This is a genomic window from Salmonella sp. SSDFZ54 (genome assembly GCF_004010735.1).
Classification (GTDB): Bacteria; Pseudomonadota; Gammaproteobacteria; order Enterobacterales; family Enterobacteriaceae; genus Salmonella; species Salmonella enterica.
Genome location: NZ_CP034819.1, coordinates 895506 through 918624, shown reverse-complemented (window position 1 = coordinate 918624; position 23119 = coordinate 895506). Strand labels below are relative to the sequence as shown.

The window sequence follows — 23119 nt, the reverse complement described above, 5'->3', positions numbered from 1 at the left end:
ACGCCTGTTATCCGGCATGATGAAAAATAGACTGGAAACGGATGTGTAAGTTTGCTTCACTGCCATAATGCTTTACAAAAAGGAGAGCGCAGTGAAAACGATCGGACTGTTGGGTGGTATGAGCTGGGAATCGACTATCCCTTATTACCGTTTAATCAATGAAGGCATTAAACAGCAGCTGGGAGGCCTGCACTCGGCGAGCTTACTGCTGCATAGCGTAGATTTCCACGATATTGAAGTATGTCAACGCCGCGGCGAGTGGGATAAAGCGGGCGATATCCTGGCGCAGGCCGCCCAGGGGTTACAGCAGGCGGGCGCAGAAGGCATTGTGCTGTGTACCAACACCATGCATAAAATCGCGCACGTTATTGAATCTCGTTGTTCTCTGCCTTTCCTACACATCGCGGATGCTACCGGGCGAGCTATCGCCCGTCAGGGGTTGTATCGCGTGGCGCTATTAGGGACCCGCTATACGATGGCGCAGGATTTTTATCGCGGGCGGCTGGAACAGCAATTTGCGATTGAGACCATCGTGCCGGAGGCGGACGATCGGGCGCGTATCAATCAGGTCATTTTTGACGAGCTCTGTCAGGGGACATTCACCGACGCGTCGCGCCACTATTATTTACAGGTTATCGAACAACTGGCTGCGCAAGGCGCGCAGGGCGTTATTTTTGGCTGCACTGAAATAGGTTTGCTTGTTCCCCAGACGCAAAGCGCGCTACCGGTTTTCGATACTACGGCAATTCATGCCGCAGATGCAGTGAGCTTTATGCTTTCGTCATCGGCCCCAGAATAACCTCCAGCGGTTCGACCAGGCGCGAAAGGTGCGTTTGTAAATGCTTACTGAAGGCGTCAACCAGCGCGGAGGCGGGGCGGTGTAGCGGGCGAATCAGGCTGACGGTAAAGGGCACGTCAATGCTGAAGCGGCGAACGGTGACGCCGCTGGCGGCATAGTCCAGCGCGGTCAGCGGGTTAACGATCGAAACGCCCGCCCCGGCGCGCACCATCGCGCAGACGGAGGCCGCGCTATGCGTTTCCACCACCATTCTGCGCTTCACCTGATGTTCGGCAAATAACGTATCCAACAACTGTCGATAGCTGTCCAGGCGGGAGAGGCTGATAAAGTTTTCCCCCTGAAAATCGTCTGGCGTCAGTACCGTTTTGGCGGCAAGCGGATGGTCGCAGGGCAGTACGCACACTTCATTTAGCGTTAGTAACTCGGTACGGGTTGTTCCTGCCGGGGCATGAAGCGTCTCCGTCAGCCCTAAATCGTGGCGCTGAGCGGAGAGCCACTCTTCCAGCAACGGCGACTCCTGCGGCACAATATTCAGGCTGACATCCGGATAACGCGCCAGAAAAGGCGGTAGTAGCGGCGGCAAAAAGGATTGTGAAAAGACCGGCAGGCAGGCGATAGAGAGTTCGCCCTGACGGAACTCGCGCAGACTTTCCGCCGCGCTGACGATGCGATCCAACCCATACCAGGAGCGTTGTACCTCTTCGAACAGGCGTAGCCCTTGCACCGTCGGATGTAAGCGCCCGCGTGTGCGCTCAAACAGCGTTAATCCCAGCACTTTCTCAAAACGCGCCAGCTCGCGACTGACGGTAGGCTGCGAGGTATGCAGCAGCCGCGCCGCTTCGGTGAGATTTCCGGCGGTCATTACGGCATGAAAAATTTCAATGTGACGTAAATTTACGGCAGCCATACGTTTCCCTGAATCATTTATCCCATATCATTTTTGCATAGGCTGACAATAAAACGATATTTTTTATTCTTTCTAAGGTATGGCGTAATCGTTAAAAAGCCTGTTCCGGAGTTTGTTATGTCATTGCCGCATTATCACGCTGAAACTGACCTTAACGCTGAAAATTTGCTCAGATTGCCTGCTGAATTCGGCTGTCCGGTCTGGGTCTATGACGCGCACATTATTCGCCGTCAGATAGCCGCCCTGCAGCAGTTTGACGTCGTGCGTTTTGCGCAAAAAGCCTGTTCGAACATTCATATCCTGCGCTTAATGCGCGCGCAGGGCGTAAAGGTGGATTCTGTTTCATTGGGAGAGATCGAACGTGCGCTGGCGGCGGGCTACGATCCGCAAACGTGCCCTGATGATATCGTTTTTACCGCCGATGTGATTGACGCCGCCACGCTGGCGCGCGTCAGCGAACTGCATATTCCGGTCAATGCCGGCTCGGTAGATATGCTGACGCAGCTTGGTCAGGTTTCGCCTGGGCATCGCGTCTGGTTGCGCGTGAATCCTGGCTTTGGTCACGGCCACAGCCAGAAAACCAACACCGGGGGCGAAAACAGCAAACACGGCATCTGGCATAGCGATCTTCCGGCGGCGTTGGCGATAATGCAGAAATACCGACTGAAACTTGTCGGTATCCATATGCACATTGGTTCCGGCGTCGATTATGGCCATCTGGAGCAGGTTTGCGGCGCGATGGTACGCCAGGTGCTGGAATGTGGTCAGGATGTGGAGGCGATTTCGGCAGGCGGCGGACTCTCGATACCTTATCGTGAGGGAGAAGAGCCCGTTGATACGCGCCATTACTATGGCCTGTGGAACGCGGCGCGCGAGCAAATCGCCCGCCATCTGGGACATGCGGTCAAACTTGAGATCGAACCCGGACGTTTTCTGGTGGCGCAATCGGGTGTGCTGGTAACGCAGGTGCGTAGCGTAAAACAGATGGGAAGCCGCCATTTCGTGCTGGTAGATGCGGGTTTTAACGATCTGATGCGCCCGGCGATGTACGGTAGCTATCACCGTATTTCGGCGCTGGCGGCGGATGGTCGCGCGCTTGAAAATGGCCCGTGGGTCGAGACGGTGGTCGCCGGGCCGCTATGCGAATCAGGCGATGTTTTTACGCAGCAGGAAGGGGGAATGGTTGAAACACGCGCCTTACCTGCGGTCATCCCCGGCGATTACCTCGTATTGCACGATACCGGCGCGTACGGCGCGTCTATGTCATCGAATTACAACAGCCGCCCGCTCCTGCCGGAAGTACTGTTTGACAATGGACAGGCGCGGCTGATCCGCCGTCGTCAGACCATTGAAGAGCTGTTAGCGCTGGAGATGCTCTGAAGCTCATCATTAGGCCGGACGTTGAAAAAACGGGCCTGCGGCGACGGACTCGCGCAGAATCAGCGTGCCGGTAAAGGGTGGGATCGGGGCGACCGGCTCGCTGTTCGCCAGACGAACGGCCTGATCGATCGCGGTGGCTATCATATCCTCGATGGGTAAATAGACTGTTGAAAGCCCCGGTTCAAGCCAGGTTGCGCCCGGCGCATCGTCAAAACCAAACAGCGACACATCCTGCGGGATGCGTAATCCGGCCTGGCGCAGCGCTTTTGCCGCGCCCAGCGCCGTGTCATCATTACAGGCGAATAGCGCGCTAAACGTGACGCCTTCTTCCAGCAATTCCCGGCAGGCGTCATAGCCGCGCGTCAGCGTGTAATCGCCGTATTTCACTTTTGCCGGTTGCCAGGGGATGCCATATTTTTCCAGCGCCTTGCGATAACCCGCTACGCGTGATGTGCCGGTGGGAGTATGAACAGGCAGCGTAATACAGGCGATATCGCGATGGCCCTGCGTAATCAGATATTCCACCGCCTGGAATGCCGCCGTCTCCTGCTCGAAGAAAATAGCGCGATCGCGGGCCTGAGTGACGTTGCGATTAATAATCACCAGCGGCATTTCCGTGGCGTCAATCAACGACAAAATCGCCGGCTCATCCATATAGCGAGTGTAAAGAATAATAGCGTCGCACTGTCTGTCGGCCAACATTTGTACGGCTTTCTGCTCTCGTTCCGGCGTATCGTGACCATCGGTGACGATCAACTGCTTGTTATGAAACTCCGCCTGGCGCGACGCCCGGCGCAACAAACTGCCAAAATAGAAGCCGTCAAACGTAGAGACGACCAGACCGATGCTGTTGCTGGTGCGATTCGCCAGCGAGCGTGCCAGCAGGTTGGGGCGATAGCCCAGAGCCTGCATCGCCGTAAACACTTTCTGGCGCGTACTTTCTTTTACCTGCCCCGTCCCATTCAGCACTCGTGAGACGGTGGCCTTTGATACGCCCGCATGGCGGGAAACATCCAGCATTGTCGCCATCATGCTACCCTGATTAATCGGTTGTCGACAGGTGCCCGGTATCCGTCGGTGTGGATACCGAATGTCGGCGTACCAGTGTCGGACTAAATACATGGGTCACTTCCGGCGTAGGGCATTTCCCTGCCAGCGCTAACGCCAGTTCCGCCGCCTGTGTCGCCATGGTGACGATCGGATACCGAATGGTGGTCAGTCGGGGACGCACATAGCGTGAGACCAGTACATCATCAAAACCGATGAGCGATACTTCGCCCGGCACCCCCACGCCATTATCATTTAATACTCCCATCGCGCCGGCCGCCATCGAGTCGTTATAGCAGGCCACTGCGGTAAAATTTCTGCCGCGACCTAATAACTCAGTCATCGCCTGCTCGCCGCCGCTTTCATCCGGTTCGCCGAACGTCACCAGCCGATCGTTAGCCGGGATATGGCTTTCCGCCAGCGCATCGTAATAGCCCCTCAGGCGATCTTCGGCATCAGAGATAGTGTGATTGGAACAGATATACCCAATACGCGTATGACCTTGCTGGATCAGATGCCGGGTCGCCAGCCATGCCCCGTAACGGTCGTCCAGCGCGACACAGCGATGTTCTAACCCCGGTAAAATGCGGTTAATCAGCACCATGCCGGGGATTTGCTTCATTAATGAGGCCAGGTCCGCATCCGGAATCATTTTGGCGTGTACCACTAACGCTGCGCAACGATGACGAATCAACTGTTCAATAGCCTGACGCTCTTTTTGTTCGTTATGATACCCGTTGCCAATCAGTAAAAAATTGCCGGTGTGATACGCCACCTGTTCAACGGCTTTCACCATCGCGCCGAAAAAAGGATCAGAAACGTCGCCGACCACCAGACCGAGGGTTTCCGTTGCCTGCTGTGCCAGCGCGCGCGCGTTGGCGTTAGGGTGATAGCTCAGGGACTCCATTGCGCTGGTCACCGCCAGCCGGGACGCTTCGCTGGCTTTTGGCGAATCGTTAATAACGCGAGAAACGGTGGCGACTGAAACACCGGCCAGTCGGGCTACATCTTTTATGGTCGCCATGATAATACCTATAGTGGGTAAACGCTTACATTACGCCAGTTTTACGGAAAATGAACGTCTGTTCAAGCCTCTTGCCCCGCCGTGTCGGGCAAATGTGACCTGCACGGGAGAAATGCGTCTGTAAAGTGACAATACAAATCTTTCGTTACAGTTTGCGAAGCGCTGTTGCGATTGTCTGCTGGCAGGCCAGCGAGTGAGGTTGATAGAGTGGTGATCCCAGAGGTATTGATAGGTGGAATCAACGTCATTGTTGATCACACGAATTACACCAACCTGCGTAGAGATGCGCAGGTTTTTTTTTGTTTCGCCTGAACCTGTAACAGTAACGGATAATTTACACAACTCGTTGCATTTCCGTTTATTCCTTTGCGTTTTCGGACTGGCGATGCAGACGCGCGAAGCCCACAATCAAGATCCCAGAGGTATTGATTGGTGAGATTATTCGGTACGCTCTTCGTACCTGTCTCTTGCACCAACCTGCGCGGATGCGCAGGTTTTTTTTCGAACCTATTTTGCTATCGCTCCTGTTACGCAACTCGTGTAATCTGCCACAACTCATGTTTTAGCGAATTGTCGGCCAAAGGGAGTTGAAATGCTGTTTGGATTTTTCCGTAACCTGTTTCGCGTGCTTTATCGTGTGCGCGTCACTGGCGATGTCCGGGCGCTACAGGGGAACCGGGTCTTAATTACCCCCAATCACGTTTCATTTATCGATGGTATGCTACTGGCGCTGTTTTTGCCGGTACGGCCTGTCTTTGCGGTATATACCTCCATCAGCCAGCAATGGTATATGCGCTGGTTAACGCCGCTGATCGATTTTGTACCGCTCGATCCCACTAAACCCATGTCCATTAAACACCTGGTGCGTCTGGTGGAGCAGGGGCGTCCAGTGGTGATTTTCCCGGAAGGGCGGATTTCCGTGACCGGCTCGCTGATGAAAATTTATGACGGCGCAGGCTTTGTGGCGGCAAAATCGGGCGCAACCGTCATTCCGCTCCGTATTGACGGCGCGGAGCTTACCCCTTTCAGTCGCCTGAAAGGTCTGGTTAAACGGCGCTTATTCCCCCGCATTCAGCTTCATATTTTACCGCCGACGCAAATACCGATGCCGGAAGCGCCGCGCGCGCGCGACAGACGTAAGATAGCGGGTGAGATGCTGCACCAGATCATGATGGAAGCGCGTATGGCGGTGCGCCCGCGCGAGACGTTATACGAATCGTTGCTGGCGGCGCAATATCGTTACGGCGCGGGTAAAAACTGTATTGAGGACATTAACTTTACGCCGGATACGTATCGTAAGTTACTGACCAAGACGCTTTTTGTTGGCCGGATTCTGGAAAAGTACAGCGTTGAGGGCGAGAAAATCGGTTTAATGCTGCCGAATGCCGCCATCAGCGCGGCGGTGATTTTCGGCGCGGTTTCTCGTCGCCGCATTCCGGCCATGATGAACTACACGGCGGGGGTAAAAGGGCTGACCAGCGCGATTACCGCGGCGGAAATTAAAACGATTTTTACCTCCCGCCAGTTCCTCGATAAAGGTAAATTGTGGCACCTGCCGGAGCAGCTAACGCAGGTTCGCTGGGTTTACCTGGAAGATTTAAAAGCGGACGTCACACCCGCCGACAAGCTGTGGATTTTTGCCCACCTCCTGGCGCCGCGACTGGCGCAGGTAAAACAGCAGCCGGAAGACGCGGCGATCATTCTTTTTACCTCCGGCTCGGAAGGGCACCCGAAAGGGGTGGTGCACAGCCATAAAAGCATTCTGGCGAACGTCGAGCAGATAAAAACGATTGCGGATTTCACCGCCAATGACCGTTTTATGTCGGCGCTGCCGCTCTTTCACTCGTTCGGTTTGACGGTGGGCCTGTTTACGCCGTTGTTGACCGGCGCGGAAGTATTTCTTTATCCAAGTCCGCTGCACTATCGCATTGTGCCGGAACTGGTCTATGACCGTAACTGTACCGTGCTGTTTGGTACGTCAACCTTCCTCGGCAACTATGCGCGCTTTGCCAATCCGTATGATTTTTATCGCCTGCGCTATGTGGTGGCCGGTGCGGAAAAACTTCAAGAGAGCACCAAACAACTGTGGCAGGATAAATTCGGTCTGCGCATTCTTGAGGGCTACGGGGTAACGGAATGCGCGCCAGTAGTCTCGATTAACGTGCCGATGGCGGCTAAGCCTGGCACTGTTGGCCGCATTCTGCCTGGCATGGACGCGCGTCTGCTGGCGGTGCCCGGTATTGAAAACGGCGGTCGGCTACAGCTGAAAGGGCCGAATATCATGAATGGCTATCTGCGCGTGGAAAAACCGGGCGTGCTGGAGGTGCCGTCGGCGGAAAACGCCAGAGGCGAAACTGAGCGCGGCTGGTACGACACGGGCGATATTGTACGCTTCGATGAAAATGGTTTTGTGCAGATTCAGGGGCGCGCGAAACGCTTTGCGAAAATTGCTGGCGAAATGGTCTCGCTGGAGATGGTCGAGCAACTGGCGCTTGGCGTTTCGGCGGACAAAATGCACGCTACCGCCATTAAAAGCGATGCCAGCAAAGGTGAAGCGCTGGTACTGTTTACGACTGACAGCGAACTCACCCGAGAAAAGTTACAGCACTATGCCCGTGAACACGGTATTCCGGAACTTGCCGTCCCGCGTGATATCCGTTATCTGAAGCAGCTTCCCTTGCTTGGCAGCGGGAAACCCGATTTTGTGACGCTGAAAAGTTGGGTGGATGCGCCGGAACAACATCATGAGTGAGTCAGTACGTACTAACACCTCCATCTGGTCGAAAGGGATGCTGTCGGTGATTGTCGCGCAGTTTCTCTCGGCTTTTGGCGATAATGCGCTGCTGTTCGCGACGCTGGCACTGCTGAAAGCTCAGTTTTACCCGGACTGGAGCCAGCCTGTTTTGCAAATGGTGTTTGTGGGCGCTTACATTCTTTTTGCGCCGTTTGTCGGCCAGATAGCGGACAGCTTTGCCAAAGGCCGGGTGATGATGGTCGCCAATGGTCTTAAACTGGCGGGAGCGGCAGGTATCTGCCTCGGCGTAAATCCTTTTGTCGGTTATACGTTGGTCGGGATTGGCGCGGCGGCTTATTCTCCGGCGAAATACGGTATTTTGGGCGAACTGACGACGGGCGATAAGCTGGTGAAAGCCAATGGTCTGATGGAAGCCTCTACGATTGCGGCGATTTTGCTCGGTTCCGTCGCGGGCGGCGTATTGGCCGACTGGCATGTCATCGCCGCGCTGGTTGCCTGCGCGTTGGCCTACGCTGGCGCAGTGGCGGCGAACCTGTTTATCCCGAAGCTTGTGGCGGCGCGTCCAGGACAATCCTGGCGGTTGTCGGCGATGACGCGTAGCTTCTTCAGCGCTTGCGTTGTCCTTTGGCGTAACGGTGAAACGCGGTTTTCGCTGGTGGGGACCGGGCTATTCTGGGGCGCAGGCGTGACGCTGCGTTTTCTGCTGGTGCTGTGGGTGCCGGTGGCGCTGGGGATTACGGATAACGCCACGCCGACTTACCTGAACGCCATGGTGGCGGTAGGCATTGTGGTCGGCGCGGGCGCGGCGGCAAAACTGGTGACGCTGGAAACCGTATCGCGCTGTATGCCCGCCGGGATTTTGATTGGCGTTGTGGTTGCGATCTTCTCATTACAGCACGCATTGCTGCCTGCTTATGCCTTGTTGCTGTTGATAGGTATGCTGGGCGGCTTTTTTGTGGTGCCGCTCAACGCTTTGCTCCAGGAGCGCGGTAAGAAGAGCGTTGGCGCCGGGAATGCCATTGCCGTACAAAATCTGGGCGAGAATAGCGCCATGCTATTAATGCTGGGACTGTACTCGCTGGCGGTGCTGGTTGGCGTTCCGGCAGTGGCGATAGGTATCGGCTTTGGCGTGCTGTTCGCGCTGGCGATCGCGGCGCTGTGGATCTGGCAGCGCCGGCAGGCATCATACTGAGTGAATATGCCGGGCGGCGAGTGCGCGTTATCCGGCTTACATTGTCTCTGTAAGCCCGGAAGCGTAGCGCCACCGGGCACTGACCATCACGGCGCCGGATAAGTATAAACCTGATGCGCCGCCTCAATCTCCGCCAGAACCTCTTCGCTTAACGTCAGATGCAGACTTTCCACATTCGTCTTGAGCTGCGCCATCGTGGTTGCGCCCAGTAACGTACTGGCGACAAACGGCTGGCGGCGAACAAAGGCCAGCGCCATCTGCGCCGGATCAAGATTGTGACGCTTCGCGATATCGACGTAGGCGGCAACGGCTTTTTGCGCCTGTTCGCCGCTGTAACGTGTGAAGCGGCTGAACAAGGTATTCCGCGCGCCTGCGGGTTTGGCCCCGTTCAGGTATTTACCGGTTAATGTGCCAAACGCCAGACAGGAATAGGCGAGCAATTCAACACCTTCATACTGGCTGACTTCCGCCAGCCCGACCTCGTAGCTGCGGTTTAACAGGCTATAGGGGTTCTGGATCGTGACAATACGCGGCAGGTCATGTTTTTCCGCCAGATGCAGATAGCGCATAACGCCAAACGCTGTCTCATTTGAAACGCCAATATAACGAATCTTACCCGCTCGCTGAAACTCACTTAGCGCGTCTAACGTCTCCAGCAGACTTACTACTGGCGTGGAGTCCGTCCAGTTATAGCCGAGTTTACCGAAGCAGTTAGTGGGGCGCTGCGGCCAGTGCACCTGATACAAATCCAGATAGTCGGTCTGCAACCGGGTCAAACTGTCGTGTAGCGCTTCGCGAATATTTTTACGATCCAGCGCCTGATGAGGCCGGATGCCTTGATCATTATTACGTGCCGGTCCGCTAACTTTGCTGGCGATGATCAGTTTTTCACGGTTGCCGCGTTTGGCGAGCCAGTTACCGATATAGGACTCCGTCAGCCCTTGTGTTTCCGGGCGCGGCGGTACCGGATACATCTCGGCGGCATCGATAAGGTTAATGCCATTTGCGATGGCATAGTCGAGCTGTGCGTGAGCGTCGGCTTCGCTGTTTTGTTCACCAAATGTCATTGTGCCCAGCCCTAGCGTACTTACTTCGAGCGAGCTGTGGGGTATACGGTGATAGTGCATAGCCGTTTCCTTTTTATTATGAAGTCAGAAATTCCCGACAAAGGACAATAAAAATGGCAGAGGGAAGGCAAAAGGGAAAGTAAAATTGCAGGCTGCGCGGCGTAATTGTTACCGGGCGTGGTCGCCACGCACCGTTACGGGACGCAGCCTGAAGGCTTGCAGAACGCTGACCTCGATCACAGGCCACCGCTTAACGTTCGATGATTTGAGACACTTCGTCACGGTTGATTTGCATCTCGTTTCCCTGTGCATCGGTATAGCTGACCAGACCGGTATCATCGTCAACTTGTGGTTTTCCATCGGTCAGGATCATACGACCATCTTTCGTCGCCATTACATAATCGCTGCTGCATCCGGATACCGCAAAAGCCAACCCTACTGCGGAAATTACAACTGCCCACTTTTTCATCCGTTTGTCCTCACATAGCCTGCATCTGATAATAGTCTGTTAATCATATGTCTGATAATAGTCTAGTAATAACGCGCAGCTCTGCATGTCGGAAGCAGCAAAATCTTAATCTGTGAGAAGAAAGGAAATAAAGTGAGTATTCGCTCCCCGGCGGGGGAGCGAGACAGGATTACAGCGGATTCTTTTTATTACGCAACAGGTTCAGGCTCTCTACTGCGATAGAGAAGAACATGGCGAAATAGATATACCCTTTCGGAACGTGAACGTCGAAACTTTCCAGAATCAGGGTAAAGCCAACCAGGATCAGAAAGGAGAGCGCCAGCATTTTTACCGAAGGATGGCGATCGACAAACTCGCCGATGGGCCGTGCCGCAAACATCATGACGCCCACGGCAATAACGACTGCCGTCATCATAATAAACAGATGATCGGAGAGGCCAACCGCTGTGATAACTGAATCAAGGCTGAAAATAATATCCAGCAGCATAATCTGTACAATTGCGCCCAGGAAAGAAGAAACCCGGGTTTTTAACCCTTCTTCTTCGCCTTCGATGGACTCATGGATCTCCTTGCTGGCTTTCCAGATTAAAAATAACCCGCCCAGTAACAGAATGAGATCGCGGGCGGAAATCGCTTCGCCGAAAAGCTCAAACAGCGGATTAGTCAGACGAGTGACCCAGGCGATTGACGCCAGCAGCGCCAGACGCATGACCATCGCCGCCGCCAACCCAAGCCGCCGTGCGTGGTTCCGTTGCGCCGTAGGAAGTTTTGCTACCACCAGAGAAAGAAAAATAATGTTGTCGATCCCAAGTACAATCTCCAGCAGCGTCAGCGTACCGAGCGCCAGCCAGGCATTAGGATCGGTTATCCATGCAAATAACATCGAACAAAGTCCTGCCAAAAAAAGAAGCGGTAATTATAGGCCCGTCGAGTGACGGGCGAAAGCCCAGGCTGAATTTGCGCAACCAGGAACGGTGTAAAATAGCGGCGTCAATACGCTTACGTTTATCCGGCGCCGGCTCGATGCGTAGCCATAGCGGAGGCGCATTTGCGTGTAATGGACGTTACGGATTCTGCAATAAAAAATGGCGAGCCAGCAGCGCCTGCGTAAAATTTTTTTTCAGATAAAATCCACGCGGTAGCGTCAAAATAGGTTCCCCGCGCGCGCCGATAGCCTCGGTGAGCGCCCTGGCATTGGCGGCTTTGGGTCGTAGTTGCAAGACTTCGCCATGGCGGGCGGTAATGCGTTCCACCTGGCCCAGCACTATCATGTCCATCAGCTCTTCCCAGTCGAGGCGTAGCTGCCTGTCCTCTTCTTCACTCGGACTCCAGAGTAGAGGCGAACCTACGCGGCGTTCGGCTAACGGTATGCTGCGATCGCCTTCGACCGGCACCCATAGCACGCGCTTCAATTTATGCCGTACGTGACTTGTCTCCCAGGTCACGCCGCTGTTACCGGTTAACGGCGCCACGCAAACAAAGGTTGTTTCCAGAGGACGACCCAGACTATCCACCGGGATGGTTTTCAGTTCTACGCCTAACGCGGCGAAATCCTGCTCCGGCTTGCTCCCGGCGCTGGCGCCGAGCCAGATCTCCAGCAAGACGCCAATCCAGCCTTTGTCTCGCTTCAAATCTTTAGGCGTGGTAATGCCGGCCATCGCCGCCAGCTCGCCTAACGTATAGCCGGAAAGCTGCCGCGCCTGGGCTAACAGCAATGCTTCCGAAGCAGGCGGAGTCAGTAGCGGACAAAGAGCGGACATGACAATTACCTTAGGTCAAAAAATGAGCAGTGATTTTATACCGTATGGGCAGAGTTTATCTTTTTCTGTGTCTTATATTCAATAGACTGATTTTTATTGCCTTTTTTGTGTTGTTTCTTCGTGTTGCGCAACGCTGAAGCGGGTTTTCCAATTCTGGTCACTGACAATAAACAGGATCTTACACTATGTTATCCACAGAAAGTTGGGATAACTGTGTAAAACCGCCACTACTGTTTCCATTTACAGCCTTGACGTGCGACGAAAATCGAAAATTCAGACAAATAGTGCGTAAGTTATTGGCACAATCTGTGGATAAAACCGACGCTGGTTGATCTTTCATCAGCATAAGGATCTTAGATGTGATGCTGGTCACGCTTTATGAAGGTGGCATGTAAGATTTGTCTATAACACAATGAATATAAGGCACTATTTTTACTGTTTTCCGCATGAGGAATTCAGACTGTTCTGGGTTTTCCCGTGGTAATTCCATACTTCTTCACAACTATATCCACAGAAAAGGTGAATAAAATGGCGCAAGGGCGTCATCATCTGTTTATAACTCGGCTATTTACTGTGAGTTATTCAATTGTTATTAGGCTGTGTCACTATTACAGAGTGGTTTACCGCCTCACTGGAGTATGAAACAATCGTTCATATATAAGGTTTATGTTGAGGTAGTCCGGTGATTGATGACGATGGCTACCGCCCAAATGTAGGTATCGTAATTTGTAATCGTCAGGGGCAGGTGATGTGGGCCCGGCGATTTGGTCAGCACTCCTGGCAGTTCCCGCAGGGCGGGATAAATCCAGGGGAGTCGGCAGAACAGGCGATGTACCGGGAACTGTTTGAAGAAGTTGGGTTAAGCCGTAAAGATGTGCGGATCCTTGCTTCTACTCGCAACTGGTTGCGTTACAAGTTACCAAAACGTTTGGTGCGTTGGGACACAAAGCCGGTATGTATCGGCCAGAAACAAAAGTGGTTTCTTTTGCAGTTAATGAGCGCCGACGCCGAAATCAATATGCAAACCAGCAGTACGCCGGAGTTTGACGGCTGGCGCTGGGTAAGTTACTGGTATCCGGTTCGACAAGTGGTGTCATTTAAACGCGATGTCTACCGCAGGGTAATGAAAGAGTTTGCAAGTGTTGTCATGGCGCTTCAGGATAATCCCCCTAAGCTACAAAGCGCGCCTGCTTATCGACGTAAAAGAGGTTAAGCCACGCAAATTATGCTCACTCGCCTGCGCGAAATAGTCGAAAAAGTGGCCAGTGCGCCGCGTCTGAACGAGGCGCTGAATATTCTGGTCACGGATATCTGTCTTGCGATGGATACAGAGGTTTGCTCGGTTTACCTGGCCGATCATGACCGACGCTGTTATTACCTGATGGCGACGCGGGGGTTGAAAAAACCGCGTGGTCGAACCGTTGCGCTTGCGTTTGATGAGGGGATCGTCGGTCTGGTGGGCAGGCTGGCGGAACCCATTAACCTTGCCGATGCGCAAAAACATCCCAGCTTTAAATACATTCCTTCGGTAAAAGAGGAGCGTTTTCGCGCGTTTCTCGGCGTGCCGATCATTCAGCGTCGCCAACTTCTCGGCGTGCTGGTCGTACAGCAGCGCGAATTGCGCCAGTACGATGAAAGCGAAGAGTCTTTCCTCGTCACGCTCGCTACGCAGATGGCGGCTATCCTGTCACAGTCGCAGGTCACAGCGCTGTTCGGGCAATACCGGCAGACGCGAATCCGCGCGCTTCCTGCGGCGCCGGGCGTGGCTATCGCAACGGGCTGGCAAGACGCGACCATGCCGCTGATGGAACAGGTTTACGAAGCGTCTACGCTGGATACCTCTCTTGAACGCGAACGACTGACCGGCGCGCTGGAAGAGGCGGCGAACGAATTCCGACGATACAGCAAACGCTTTGCCGCCGGCGCGCAAAAAGAGACGGCGGCCATTTTCGATCTGTACTCACACCTGCTTTCAGATGCCAGACTGCGTCGCGAACTCTTCGCCGAGGTCGACAAAGGCGCTGTTGCGGAGTGGGCCGTTAAAAAAATCATCGAAAAATTTGCCGAGCAATTTGCGGCGCTAACCGATAACTACCTCAAAGAACGTGCGGGAGACTTACGCACGCTGGGGCAGCGGCTGTTATTCCACCTTGATGATTCAGTTCAGGGGCCAAACGCCTGGCCGGAACGTTTTATTCTGGTCGCGGATGAGCTGTCGGCGACCACCCTGGCGGAGCTGCCGCAGGACAGGCTGGCGGGCGTTGTAGTGCGCGACGGCGCGGCAAACTCGCATGCGGCGATTATGGTGCGCGCGCTCGGTATCCCGACCGTCATGGGCGCGGATATCCAGCCTTCGGTGCTACATCGCCGTACGTTGGTGGTGGATGGCTATCGCGGTGAATTACTGGTCGATCCTGAACCCGTGCTTATTCAGGAATATCAGCGACTCATTAGTGAAGAGATAGAACTCAGTCGTCTGGCGGAGGACGACGTCAATCTTCCCGCCCAACTGAAAAGCGGCGAGCGAGTCAAAGTGATGCTGAATGCCGGGCTCAGCCCCGAGCATGAGGAAAAGTTAGGCAGTCGGATCGACGGTATCGGCCTGTACCGTACTGAAATTCCCTTTATGCTGCAAAGCGGGTTTCCCTCGGAAGAAGAGCAGGTGGCGCAGTATCAAGGGATGCTGCAAATGTTTAACGATAAACCGGTGACGCTGCGGACCCTGGATGTGGGAGCGGATAAGCAACTGCCCTATATGCCGATCAGCGAGGAGAACCCGTGTCTGGGCTGGCGCGGGATCCGCATTACGCTGGATCAGCCGGAGATCTTTTTGATCCAGGTCCGCGCGATGCTGCGCGCCAATGCGGCGACTGGCAACCTCAGCATTTTGCTGCCGATGGTCACCAGTATTGATGAAGTCGATGAAGCGCGGCGTCTGATCGAACGCGCCGGGCGCGAGGTCGAGGAGATGATCGGCTATGCGATCCCGAAACCGCGTATCGGCATTATGCTGGAAGTGCCATCAATGGTATTTATGCTGCCGCATCTGGCTAACCGGATCGACTTTATCTCGGTCGGCACCAACGATTTAACGCAATATATCCTGGCGGTAGATCGCAACAATACCCGCGTGGCCAGTATTTACGACAGTCTGCATCCGGCTATGCTGCGCGCGCTGTCCATGATTGCGCAGGAAGCCGAAAAAAATGGCCTCGATCTTCGCTTGTGCGGCGAGATGGCGGGCGATCCGATGTGCGTGGCGATTCTTATCGGTCTGGGATATCGCCATCTTTCAATGAATGGCCGTTCGGTAGCGCGTGTGAAATATCTGCTGCGGCATATCGATTTTGAAGACGCGCAAACTCTTGCCAGACGCAGCCTTGAGGCGCAGATGGCGACCGAAGTGCGTCATCAGGTGGCGGCGTTTATGGAGCGCCGCGGGATGGGGGGATTGATTCGCGGAGGGTTGTAACGACTGGAGCGGGAAAAGAGAGTGACTGTGGATTCACGGCGCAGACAACACGCCTGCAAGATGAAAGACAATGCGTATACATATCTTTTAACGGTAATCGGCATCTCGCTTTTAACCCTTGTGCTATTATTCGCACCTTTGGAGCGTCTGCAACGCGCAGGCGCGCTTATCAATCGCTATCTCTTCAGCGAAATAACAAGAAATTGTGGTGACAGATGACCAGTAGCTATCTGCATTTTCCGGACTTTGATCCGGTCATTTTCTCAATTGGGCCCGTCGCGCTTCACTGGTATGGCTTGATGTATCTGGTGGGGTTCGTTTTCGCGATGTGGTTGGCGGTGCGTCGTGCTAACCGTCCGGGAAGCGGTTGGACCAAAAACGAAGTTGAAAATTTACTCTATGCAGGTTTCCTGGGGGTCTTCCTGGGGGGGCGTATTGGCTATGTCCTGTTTTATAACTTCCCTCTGTTTCTGGATAACCCGCTCTATTTATTCCGCGTCTGGGACGGCGGCATGTCCTTCCACGGCGGGCTTATCGGTGTGATACTGGTGATGATTATCTTCGCCAGGCGCACGAAGCGCTCGTTCTTTCAGGTGTCTGATTTTATTGCGCCGTTAATTCCGTTCGGCCTGGGCGCCGGGCGTCTGGGCAACTTTATCAACGGTGAATTGTGGGGGCGCGTCGATCCTGACTTCCGGTTTGCCATGCTCTTTCCTGGCTCACGCGCGGAAGATATTGCGCTGCTGCCGTCACATCCGCAATGGCAGCCTATTTTTGATACCTACGGCGTATTGCCGCGCCACCCTTCCCAGTTGTATGAACTGGCATTAGAAGGCGTGGTGCTGTTTATCATCCTTAATCTCTTTATTCGCAAACCGCGTCCGATGGGCGCAGTCTCCGGATTATTCCTGATTGGCTATGGCGCGTTTCGTATCATTGTTGAATTCTTCCGCCAGCCGGACGCGCAATTTACCGGCGCGTGGGTACAGTACATCAGCATGGGGCAGATTCTCTCTATCCCGATGATTATCGCTGGCGCGATCATGATGGTTTGGGCATATCGCCGCCGCCCGCAGCAACACGTTTCCTGAGGAACCATGAAACAGTATTTAGAACTGATGCAAAAAGTGCTGGATGAAGGCACACAGAAAAACGACCGTACCGGCACCGGCACGCTTTCCATTTTTGGCCATCAGATGCGTTTTAACCTGCAGGAAGGCTTTCCTCTGGTGACGACAAAACGCTGCCATTTACGTTCAATTATTCACGAACTGCTATGGTTTTTGCAGGGCGATACCAACATCGCTTACCTGCACGAAAATAATGTCACCATCTGGGACGAATGGGCCGATGAGAACGGCGATTTAGGCCCGGTTTATGGTAAGCAGTGGCGTGCATGGCCAACACCGGATGGCCGCCATATCGATCAGATCGCCACGGTCTTAAGCCAGCTTAAAAACGACCCGGACTCTCGTCGTATTATCGTTTCTGCGTGGAACGTCGGCGAGCTGGATAAGATGGCGCTGGCGCCGTGTCACGCCTTTTTCCAGTTTTATGTCGCAGATGGAAAACTCTCCTGTCAGCTTTATCAGCGCTCCTGCGATGTGTTCCTCGGTCTGCCGTTCAACATTGCCAGCTACGCGTTACTGGTGCATATGATGGCGCAACAGTGCGACCTGGACGTCGGCGATTTTGTCTGGACCGGCGGCGACACGCACCTGTACAGCAACCATATGGAGCAGACGCACCTGCAATTAAGCCGTGAACCTCGCGCGCTGCCGAAATTGGTGATTAAGCGTAAACCCGATTCGCTTTTTGACTACCGGTTCGATGATTTCGAAATTGAAGGCTATGATCCGCACCCCGGTATTAAAGCGCCGGTCGCTATCTAAGCGCTGACGATCCTGCCATAACCGACGTCATTGCGCGTCGGTTTTTTTTACCCTTCGTCTCAATCTTCGGCGCGGATTCCTGAAATTTTGCAACGCGCTGCAAGACATGAACTTTTTTCCGTAACGCGCCGAACAATCTGTATTTGGCGCTCGTTATTTTTTCTCCGCCCGCCATACTGCCGACATGAAAAAACAACAGGGCTATACGCTCATTGAAACGGTGGTCGCGATGTCGCTCATTATCATTCTCAGCGCCACAGGACTTTATGGCTGGCAACGCTGGCAGCAGCAACAGCGCCTGTGGCAAACCGCATGTCAGGTGCGGGATTACCTGCTGCAACTTCGTGAGGACGCTCACTGGCATAACCGCGATCACATTCTTCGCGTGGTCAGCGAAGGTGGTTCATGGTGCTTTGTCAGCTCTGTTGCTACGCAAACATCGTGTACGCCATCTTCCCCCTTTGTGTTTACGCCCGACTGGCGTGATGTCGTCCTTGCCGATATCACGCCGTCGTTAGCCTTCTTTGGCCTGCGCAATACGGCATGGGCAGGGCACATCGTACTGAAAAACGCTGCCGGAGAGTGGCGTCTGGTCGTCTCCTCCTGGGGGCGAATCAGGCTATGCGAGCGTAACGAGGCCGCCACGTGTCAATAACCACGCGGGGGTTCTCGCTACTGGAGGTTGTGCTGGCGATGGCGATAGGTTCCATTTTACTGCTTGGGTCCGCACGATTTTTACCGGCGCTACAGCGTGAGATCTGGCACAACACGCGACAGTTATCGCTGGAAGATGAAATCTGGCAGCGAACCTATACCGTAGCGAAGCATCTTCAACGTGCGGGTTACTGTCATGGCCACTGTATTGGCGAAGGGTTACATCTTGCCGAACAGGGGCAATGTGTCATCGTTCAGTGGGACGGGAATAATAACGGTGTCTGGGATACCATACCGGCGAAAGAGGCCGACCAGACCGGGTTTCGTGTGAAGGATAACGTTCTGGAGACATTACGCGGAGCAACATCTTGCCAGGGTAAGGGATGGGAAAAAATGACCGATCCCAATACGGTACTCATCACGGCGTTTACCGTTGAGCGCCGGGATATAACGGGATTCTCGCCAGTGCTCATGCTGCATCTGCGCGGCGCCAGCAAAGCCGAGCCTCAGACGGTTATTGACGCGCAATACAGCGTAACGGGATTTAATCTGTGAATCGGGAACGTGGCGCTTCTTCGCTAATACTGGCGCTTTTAATACTGATTCTGGGTAGTCTGCTACTGCAAGGCGTAAATCAGCAGCAGGCCAGCTATGCCGCCCGCGTGACGACGCAGAGCATGGCGATACAACGCCAGGCGCTCGTACAGTCGGCGCTGGAATGGGGGCGGGGGCAGCTATGGTCAGGCGTAACCGAAATGGAATGTCGGCGCTATTCCTCTTCAGGAGCAAGAGTCTGTTTGCGGAGATTATCGGGGGATGAGGTGGTGATGGCGGCGCAAGATGACGGCATGACGTTATGGCGTTTGGGCAACGTCATTCAGGGAAGTATTGTCTTTTCTCCCCACGGCTGGAGTGATTTTTGTCCGTTAAAAGAGGTGGCGTTATGTCGCATCCCCTGAATTTACAACGCGGGTTTAGCCTCCCGGAAGTTTTAGTGGCGATGGTTCTAATGGTAATGATCGTCACCGCGCTGTCAGGCTATCAGCGGGTATTAATGCACAGTTTTGCATTACGACACCAGTATCTCCAGATCTGGCGGCAGGCGTGGCAGCAAACGGCGCTGTATCCATTTTCGCCTGCTGAAGGGTGGAAGGCCAACCGGATGCAGACAATGCAATCGGGATGTGTCAGCATCAGCGTCACGATGGTTTCACCCTCTGGCAGGCAGGGGCAGATGACGCGCTTGCATTGTCCAAATCGTTAATCGTCAGGAGTAATTATGTTAAGGGTCTACCACTCCAATCGTCTGGATGTGCTGGAAGCGTTGATGGAGTTCATCGTCGAACGCGAGCGGCTGGATGATCCCTTTGAACCAGAAATGATTCTGGTACAAAGCACGGGTATGGCGCAGTGGCTGCAGATGACCCTTTCACAAAAGTTTGGTATTGCGGCGAATATCGCTTTTCCGTTACCGGCGAGTTTTATCTGGGAGATGTTTGTCCGCGTGTTGTCGGATATCCCCAAAGAAAGCGCTTTCAGCAAACAAAGCATGAGCTGGAAACTGATGACCTTGCTGCCGCAGTTGCTGGATAAGGATGAGTTTGTACTGCTGCGCCATTATCTGACCGACGACACCGATAAACGCAAACTCTTTCAGCTTTCCGCGCGCGCCGCCGACCTGTTCGATCAGTATCTGGTTTATCGGCCTGACTGGCTTACGCAGTGGGAAGCGGGACAAACCGTGGAAGGTCTGGGGGAGGCGCAAAACTGGCAGGCGCCGCTGTGGAAAGCATTGGTGGAATATACCGCCGCGCTGGGGCAGCCGCGCTGGCATCGCGCCAATCTCTACCAACGCTTTATTCAAACGCTGGAGAGCGCGACCGCCTGCCCGCCAGGGTTGCCGTCCCGCGTTTTTATTTGCGGCATTTCCGCGTTACCGCCAGTGTATCTCAGCGCATTGCAGGCGCTGGGTAAACATATTGAAATCCATCTCCTTTTTACTAATCCGTGTCGGTATTACTGGGGGGATATTAAAGACCCAGCCTGGCTGGCAAAACTCATGGCTCGCCAGCGTCGTCACACTTTTGAAGACCGTCATTTACCGCTGTTCCGTGAAAATCAGAATCCGGAAGCCTTATTTAACAGCGACGGTGAACAGGATATCGGTAATCCGCTACTGGCCTCATGGGGAAAACTGGGGCGGGATTATATCTACCTGCTATCTGAACTGGAAAACAGCCAGGAGCTGGATGCGTTTGTTGATATTACGCCAGATAATCTTTTGCATCGGATTCAGGCAGATATCCTTGAACTGGAAAGCCATGCGGTGGCGGGCGTAAATCTTGAGGAGTATTCGCGCAGCGACAATAAGCGTCTGCTCGATCCTGAGGATAACAGCCTCTCTTTTCACGTTTGTCACAGCCCGCAGCGCGAGGTGGAAATACTGCACGATCGCCTGCTGGCGATGCTGGAAGCCGATCCGACACTAACGCCGCGCGACATTATCGTTATGGTGGCTGATATTGACAGCTATAGCCCGTTTATCCAGGCGGTATTTGGTAGCGCGCCAACGGAGCGCTATCTGCCTTATGCCATTTCCGATCGGCGGGCGCGTCAGTCACATCCGGTGTTACAGGCATTTATCAGCCTACTTTCGTTACCGGACAGCCGCTTTGTCTCCGAGGATGTTCTGGCGTTGTTAGACGTACCGGTATTGGCTGCCCGCTTTACGATCAACGAAGAAGGGCTGCGTTATTTGCGCTTGTGGGTCAATGAGTCAGGCATTCGCTGGGGAATTGACGATGACAACGTACGCGAGCTGGAACTTCCTGCCACGGGGCAGCATACGTGGCAATTTGGCCTGACGCGTATGCTGCTGGGGTATGCGATGGAAAGCGCCCAGGGCGAGTGGCAGTCGGTTCTGCCTTATGACGAATCCAGCGGTCTGATTGCTGAGCTGGTCGGGCATCTGGCTTCGCTGCTGATGCAGCTTAATATCTGGCGGCGCGGTCTGGCGCAGGAGCGACCGCTGGAAGAGTGGTTGCCCGTTTGTCGCGATATGCTCAATGATTTCTTCCTGCCCGATGCGGACACGGAAGCGGCAATGACATTGATTGAACAGCAGTGGCAGGCCATTATCGCCGAAGGCGTCGCGGCGGAATATGGCGACGCGGTACCGATTTCGCTACTGCGGGATGAACTGGCGCAGCGTCTGGATCAGGAACGTATTAGCCAGCGCTTCCTGGCGGGCCCCATCAATATTTGTACGCTGATGCCGATGCGTTCCATTCCGTTCAGAGTCGTTTGCCTGCTGGGAATGAACGACGGCGTATACCCGCGCCAGCTTGCGCCGTTGGGCTTTGACCTGATGAGCCAAAAACCCATGCGCGGGGATCGAAGCCGTCGCGACGATGACCGCTACCTGTTTCTGGAAGCGTTAATCTCGGCGCAGCAGACGCTGTATATCAGCTACATCGGTCGCTCCATCCAGGATAATAGCGAACGCTTTCCCTCTGTACTGGTGCAAGAATTGGTGGATTACATCGGGCAAAGCCACTATTTGCCGGGCGACGAAACGCTGACCTGTGATGAGAGCGAAGCACGAGTCAAAGCGCATATTACGCGTCTGCATACCCGTATGCCTTTTGATGCGCAAAATTACCAACCCGGCGAACAGCAAAGTTATGCCAGAGAGTGGTTGCCCGCGGCGAGTCAGTCGGGAAAAGCGCATTCTGACTTTGTGCAGCCGCTTCCTTTTACGATGCCGGAAACATTGACTCTGGAAAGTCTGCAGCGTTTTTGGGCCCATCCGGTACGCGCATTTTTTCAGATGCGGCTTCAGGTTAATTTCCGCTCGGAAGAGAGTGAGATTCCTGATGCGGAACCGTTTGAATTAGAGGGATTGACGCGATATCAACTTAACCAACAGTTGCTCAATACGCTGGTTGAAGAGGACGACGCCGAACGCTTGTTCCGCCGTTTCCGGGCTGCGGGAGAGTTGCCTTACGGCGCGTTTGGCGAAATATTCTGGGATGCGCAATGTCAGGAGATGCAGCAACTGGCAAGCCGGGTCATCGCCTGCCGTAAGCCGAGCCAAAGCCTGGAAGTGGATCTGCTTTGCAATGGCGTTCAGCTAACCGGCTGGCTACCGCAGGTACAGGAGGATGGATTATTGCGCTGGCGTCCCGCTTTAATCAGCGTGGCGCAAGGTGTGCAACTTTGGCTGGAACACCTTGTCTATTGTGCCAGCGGCGGGAGTGGCGAAAGTCGCCTGTTTTTGCGCAAAGAGGGAGAGTGGCGATTTCCGCCTCTTGATAAAACGCAGGCAATGGCTTACCTGGCGCAACTGATTGAAGGCTACCGGGAAGGCATGTCTTCTCCACTATTGGTACTGCCGGAAAGCGGCGGCGCATGGATAAAAGCCTGTTATGACGCTGAAAATGATGTCATGTTAGACGACGATGATACCTTACAGAAGGCCAGGACAAAGTTTTTACAGGTTTATGAAGGCAACATGATGGTGAGCGGCGAAGGCGAAGATATCTGGTATCAACGTCTTTGGCGTCAACTGGAATCTGAAACGTTGCAGGCTATCATTGCGCAGTCCCGACATTACCTGTTACCACTGTTTCGTTTTAATCAGTCTCGTTGATTGTATGAAAATCGCGCAATTAAAAGGCTTCGACTATGATGCGCTCTTCG

20 protein-coding genes are annotated in these 23119 nt (G+C 54.1%); 13 read left to right on the top strand and 7 right to left on the bottom strand.

The features are described from left to right. Positions 1 to 91: 91 nt before the first annotated feature. The gene (locus EOS97_RS04365) at positions 92 to 799 is read left to right on the top strand and encodes an aspartate/glutamate racemase (protein WP_127836124.1); all 708 of its coding nucleotides are present in this window, start codon (positions 92 to 94) and stop codon (positions 797 to 799) included. On the opposite strand, the gene EOS97_RS04360 is transcribed toward EOS97_RS04365, so the two are convergent. Then, positions 771 to 1706, bottom strand: coding sequence for a LysR family transcriptional regulator (locus tag EOS97_RS04360; RefSeq protein WP_000741798.1), 936 nt, complete (start codon positions 1704 to 1706; stop codon positions 771 to 773). The genes EOS97_RS04365 and EOS97_RS04360 overlap by 29 nt on opposite strands. 117 nt (positions 1707 to 1823) lie before the next feature. On the opposite strand from EOS97_RS04360, the gene lysA reads away from it, so the two are divergent. Next, positions 1824 to 3086: a diaminopimelate decarboxylase gene (lysA, locus tag EOS97_RS04355; protein ID WP_000056580.1), complete on the top strand. Its 1263-nt coding sequence runs from the start codon at positions 1824 to 1826 to the stop codon at positions 3084 to 3086. Between the two features lie 9 nt (positions 3087 to 3095). On the opposite strand, the gene EOS97_RS04350 is transcribed toward lysA, so the two are convergent. Then, positions 3096 to 4118, bottom strand: coding sequence for a LacI family DNA-binding transcriptional regulator (locus EOS97_RS04350; RefSeq protein WP_000968353.1), 1023 nt, complete (start codon positions 4116 to 4118; stop codon positions 3096 to 3098). A 10-nt stretch (positions 4119 to 4128) separates the two neighbouring features. Then, positions 4129 to 5157, bottom strand: coding sequence for an HTH-type transcriptional regulator GalR (gene galR / locus EOS97_RS04345; RefSeq protein ID WP_000201030.1), 1029 nt, complete (start codon positions 5155 to 5157; stop codon positions 4129 to 4131). Between the two features lie 592 nt (positions 5158 to 5749). On the opposite strand from galR, the gene aas reads away from it, so the two are divergent. After that, positions 5750 to 7909 (top strand): bifunctional acyl-ACP--phospholipid O-acyltransferase/long-chain-fatty-acid--ACP ligase, encoded by a 2160-nt coding sequence (gene aas, locus EOS97_RS04330; RefSeq protein ID WP_000896101.1) that lies wholly within the window; start codon positions 5750 to 5752, stop codon positions 7907 to 7909. Continuing rightward, positions 7902 to 9104 carry a lysophospholipid transporter LplT gene (lplT, locus tag EOS97_RS04325; protein ID WP_000004686.1) on the top strand — a complete coding sequence of 401 codons (1203 nt, stop codon included), beginning with the start codon at positions 7902 to 7904 and terminating at the stop codon, positions 9102 to 9104. The genes aas and lplT overlap by 8 nt, the downstream gene beginning before the upstream one ends. An 86-nt stretch (positions 9105 to 9190) precedes the next feature. Here the strand turns inward: lplT and EOS97_RS04320 are convergent, their stop codons facing one another. From EOS97_RS04320 to mutH, 4 genes are all read right to left on the bottom strand, one after another. Then, on the bottom strand, positions 9191 to 10231 hold the full coding sequence (locus tag EOS97_RS04320; RefSeq protein ID WP_000558960.1) for an NADP(H)-dependent aldo-keto reductase: 1041 nt from the start codon (positions 10229 to 10231) through the stop codon (positions 9191 to 9193). Between the two features lie 190 nt (positions 10232 to 10421). Beyond that, entirely contained in the window at positions 10422 to 10640 is a 219-nt protein-coding gene (locus tag EOS97_RS04315; protein ID WP_000758662.1) for a YgdI/YgdR family lipoprotein, read from the bottom strand. 169 nt (positions 10641 to 10809) lie between these two features. Further along, positions 10810 to 11523 carry a TerC family protein gene (locus EOS97_RS04310; protein ID WP_127836123.1) on the bottom strand — a complete coding sequence of 238 codons (714 nt, stop codon included), beginning with the start codon at positions 11521 to 11523 and terminating at the stop codon, positions 10810 to 10812. A 181-nt stretch (positions 11524 to 11704) separates the two neighbouring features. Next, complete coding sequence (gene mutH / locus EOS97_RS04305) at positions 11705 to 12400, bottom strand: DNA mismatch repair endonuclease MutH (RefSeq protein WP_001274930.1); 696 nt, start codon at positions 12398 to 12400, stop codon at positions 11705 to 11707. Between the two features lie 682 nt (positions 12401 to 13082). Between mutH and rppH the strand changes: the two genes are divergently transcribed. The 9 genes from rppH to recC all read left to right on the top strand — a co-directional run bounded on the left by rppH (position 13083) and on the right by recC (position 23069). Continuing rightward, positions 13083 to 13613, top strand: a complete 531-nt coding sequence (gene rppH / locus EOS97_RS04300) for an RNA pyrophosphohydrolase (RefSeq protein WP_000564481.1) — start codon at positions 13083 to 13085, stop codon at positions 13611 to 13613. A gap of 12 nt (positions 13614 to 13625) precedes the next feature. Next, positions 13626 to 15872 (top strand): phosphoenolpyruvate--protein phosphotransferase, encoded by a 2247-nt coding sequence (gene ptsP, locus EOS97_RS04295; protein ID WP_000957888.1) that lies wholly within the window; start codon positions 13626 to 13628, stop codon positions 15870 to 15872. A 215-nt stretch (positions 15873 to 16087) separates the two neighbouring features. Next, positions 16088 to 16963: a prolipoprotein diacylglyceryl transferase gene (lgt, locus tag EOS97_RS04290; RefSeq protein WP_000204645.1), complete on the top strand. Its 876-nt coding sequence runs from the start codon at positions 16088 to 16090 to the stop codon at positions 16961 to 16963. A 6-nt stretch (positions 16964 to 16969) separates the two neighbouring features. Continuing rightward, complete coding sequence (gene thyA, locus EOS97_RS04285) at positions 16970 to 17764, top strand: thymidylate synthase (RefSeq protein ID WP_000816247.1); 795 nt, start codon at positions 16970 to 16972, stop codon at positions 17762 to 17764. Positions 17765 to 17948: 184 nt separating this feature from the next. Then, positions 17949 to 18419, top strand: a complete 471-nt coding sequence (locus EOS97_RS04275) for a prepilin peptidase-dependent protein (protein WP_000744668.1) — start codon at positions 17949 to 17951, stop codon at positions 18417 to 18419. Beyond that, positions 18410 to 18973 (top strand): prepilin peptidase-dependent protein, encoded by a 564-nt coding sequence (locus tag EOS97_RS04270; protein ID WP_000029153.1) that lies wholly within the window; start codon positions 18410 to 18412, stop codon positions 18971 to 18973. Before EOS97_RS04275 ends, EOS97_RS04270 begins: the two co-directional genes overlap by 10 nt. Beyond that, entirely contained in the window at positions 18970 to 19377 is a 408-nt protein-coding gene (locus EOS97_RS04265) for a DUF2509 family protein (protein ID WP_001078536.1), read from the top strand. The genes EOS97_RS04270 and EOS97_RS04265 overlap by 4 nt, the downstream gene beginning before the upstream one ends. After that, positions 19362 to 19682 (top strand): prepilin-type N-terminal cleavage/methylation domain-containing protein, encoded by a 321-nt coding sequence (locus EOS97_RS04260; protein ID WP_000019293.1) that lies wholly within the window; start codon positions 19362 to 19364, stop codon positions 19680 to 19682. The genes EOS97_RS04265 and EOS97_RS04260 overlap by 16 nt, the downstream gene beginning before the upstream one ends. 15 nt (positions 19683 to 19697) lie before the next feature. Next, positions 19698 to 23069: an exodeoxyribonuclease V subunit gamma gene (gene recC, locus EOS97_RS04255; protein ID WP_000946843.1), complete on the top strand. Its 3372-nt coding sequence runs from the start codon at positions 19698 to 19700 to the stop codon at positions 23067 to 23069. Positions 23070 to 23119: the final 50 nt, after the last annotated feature.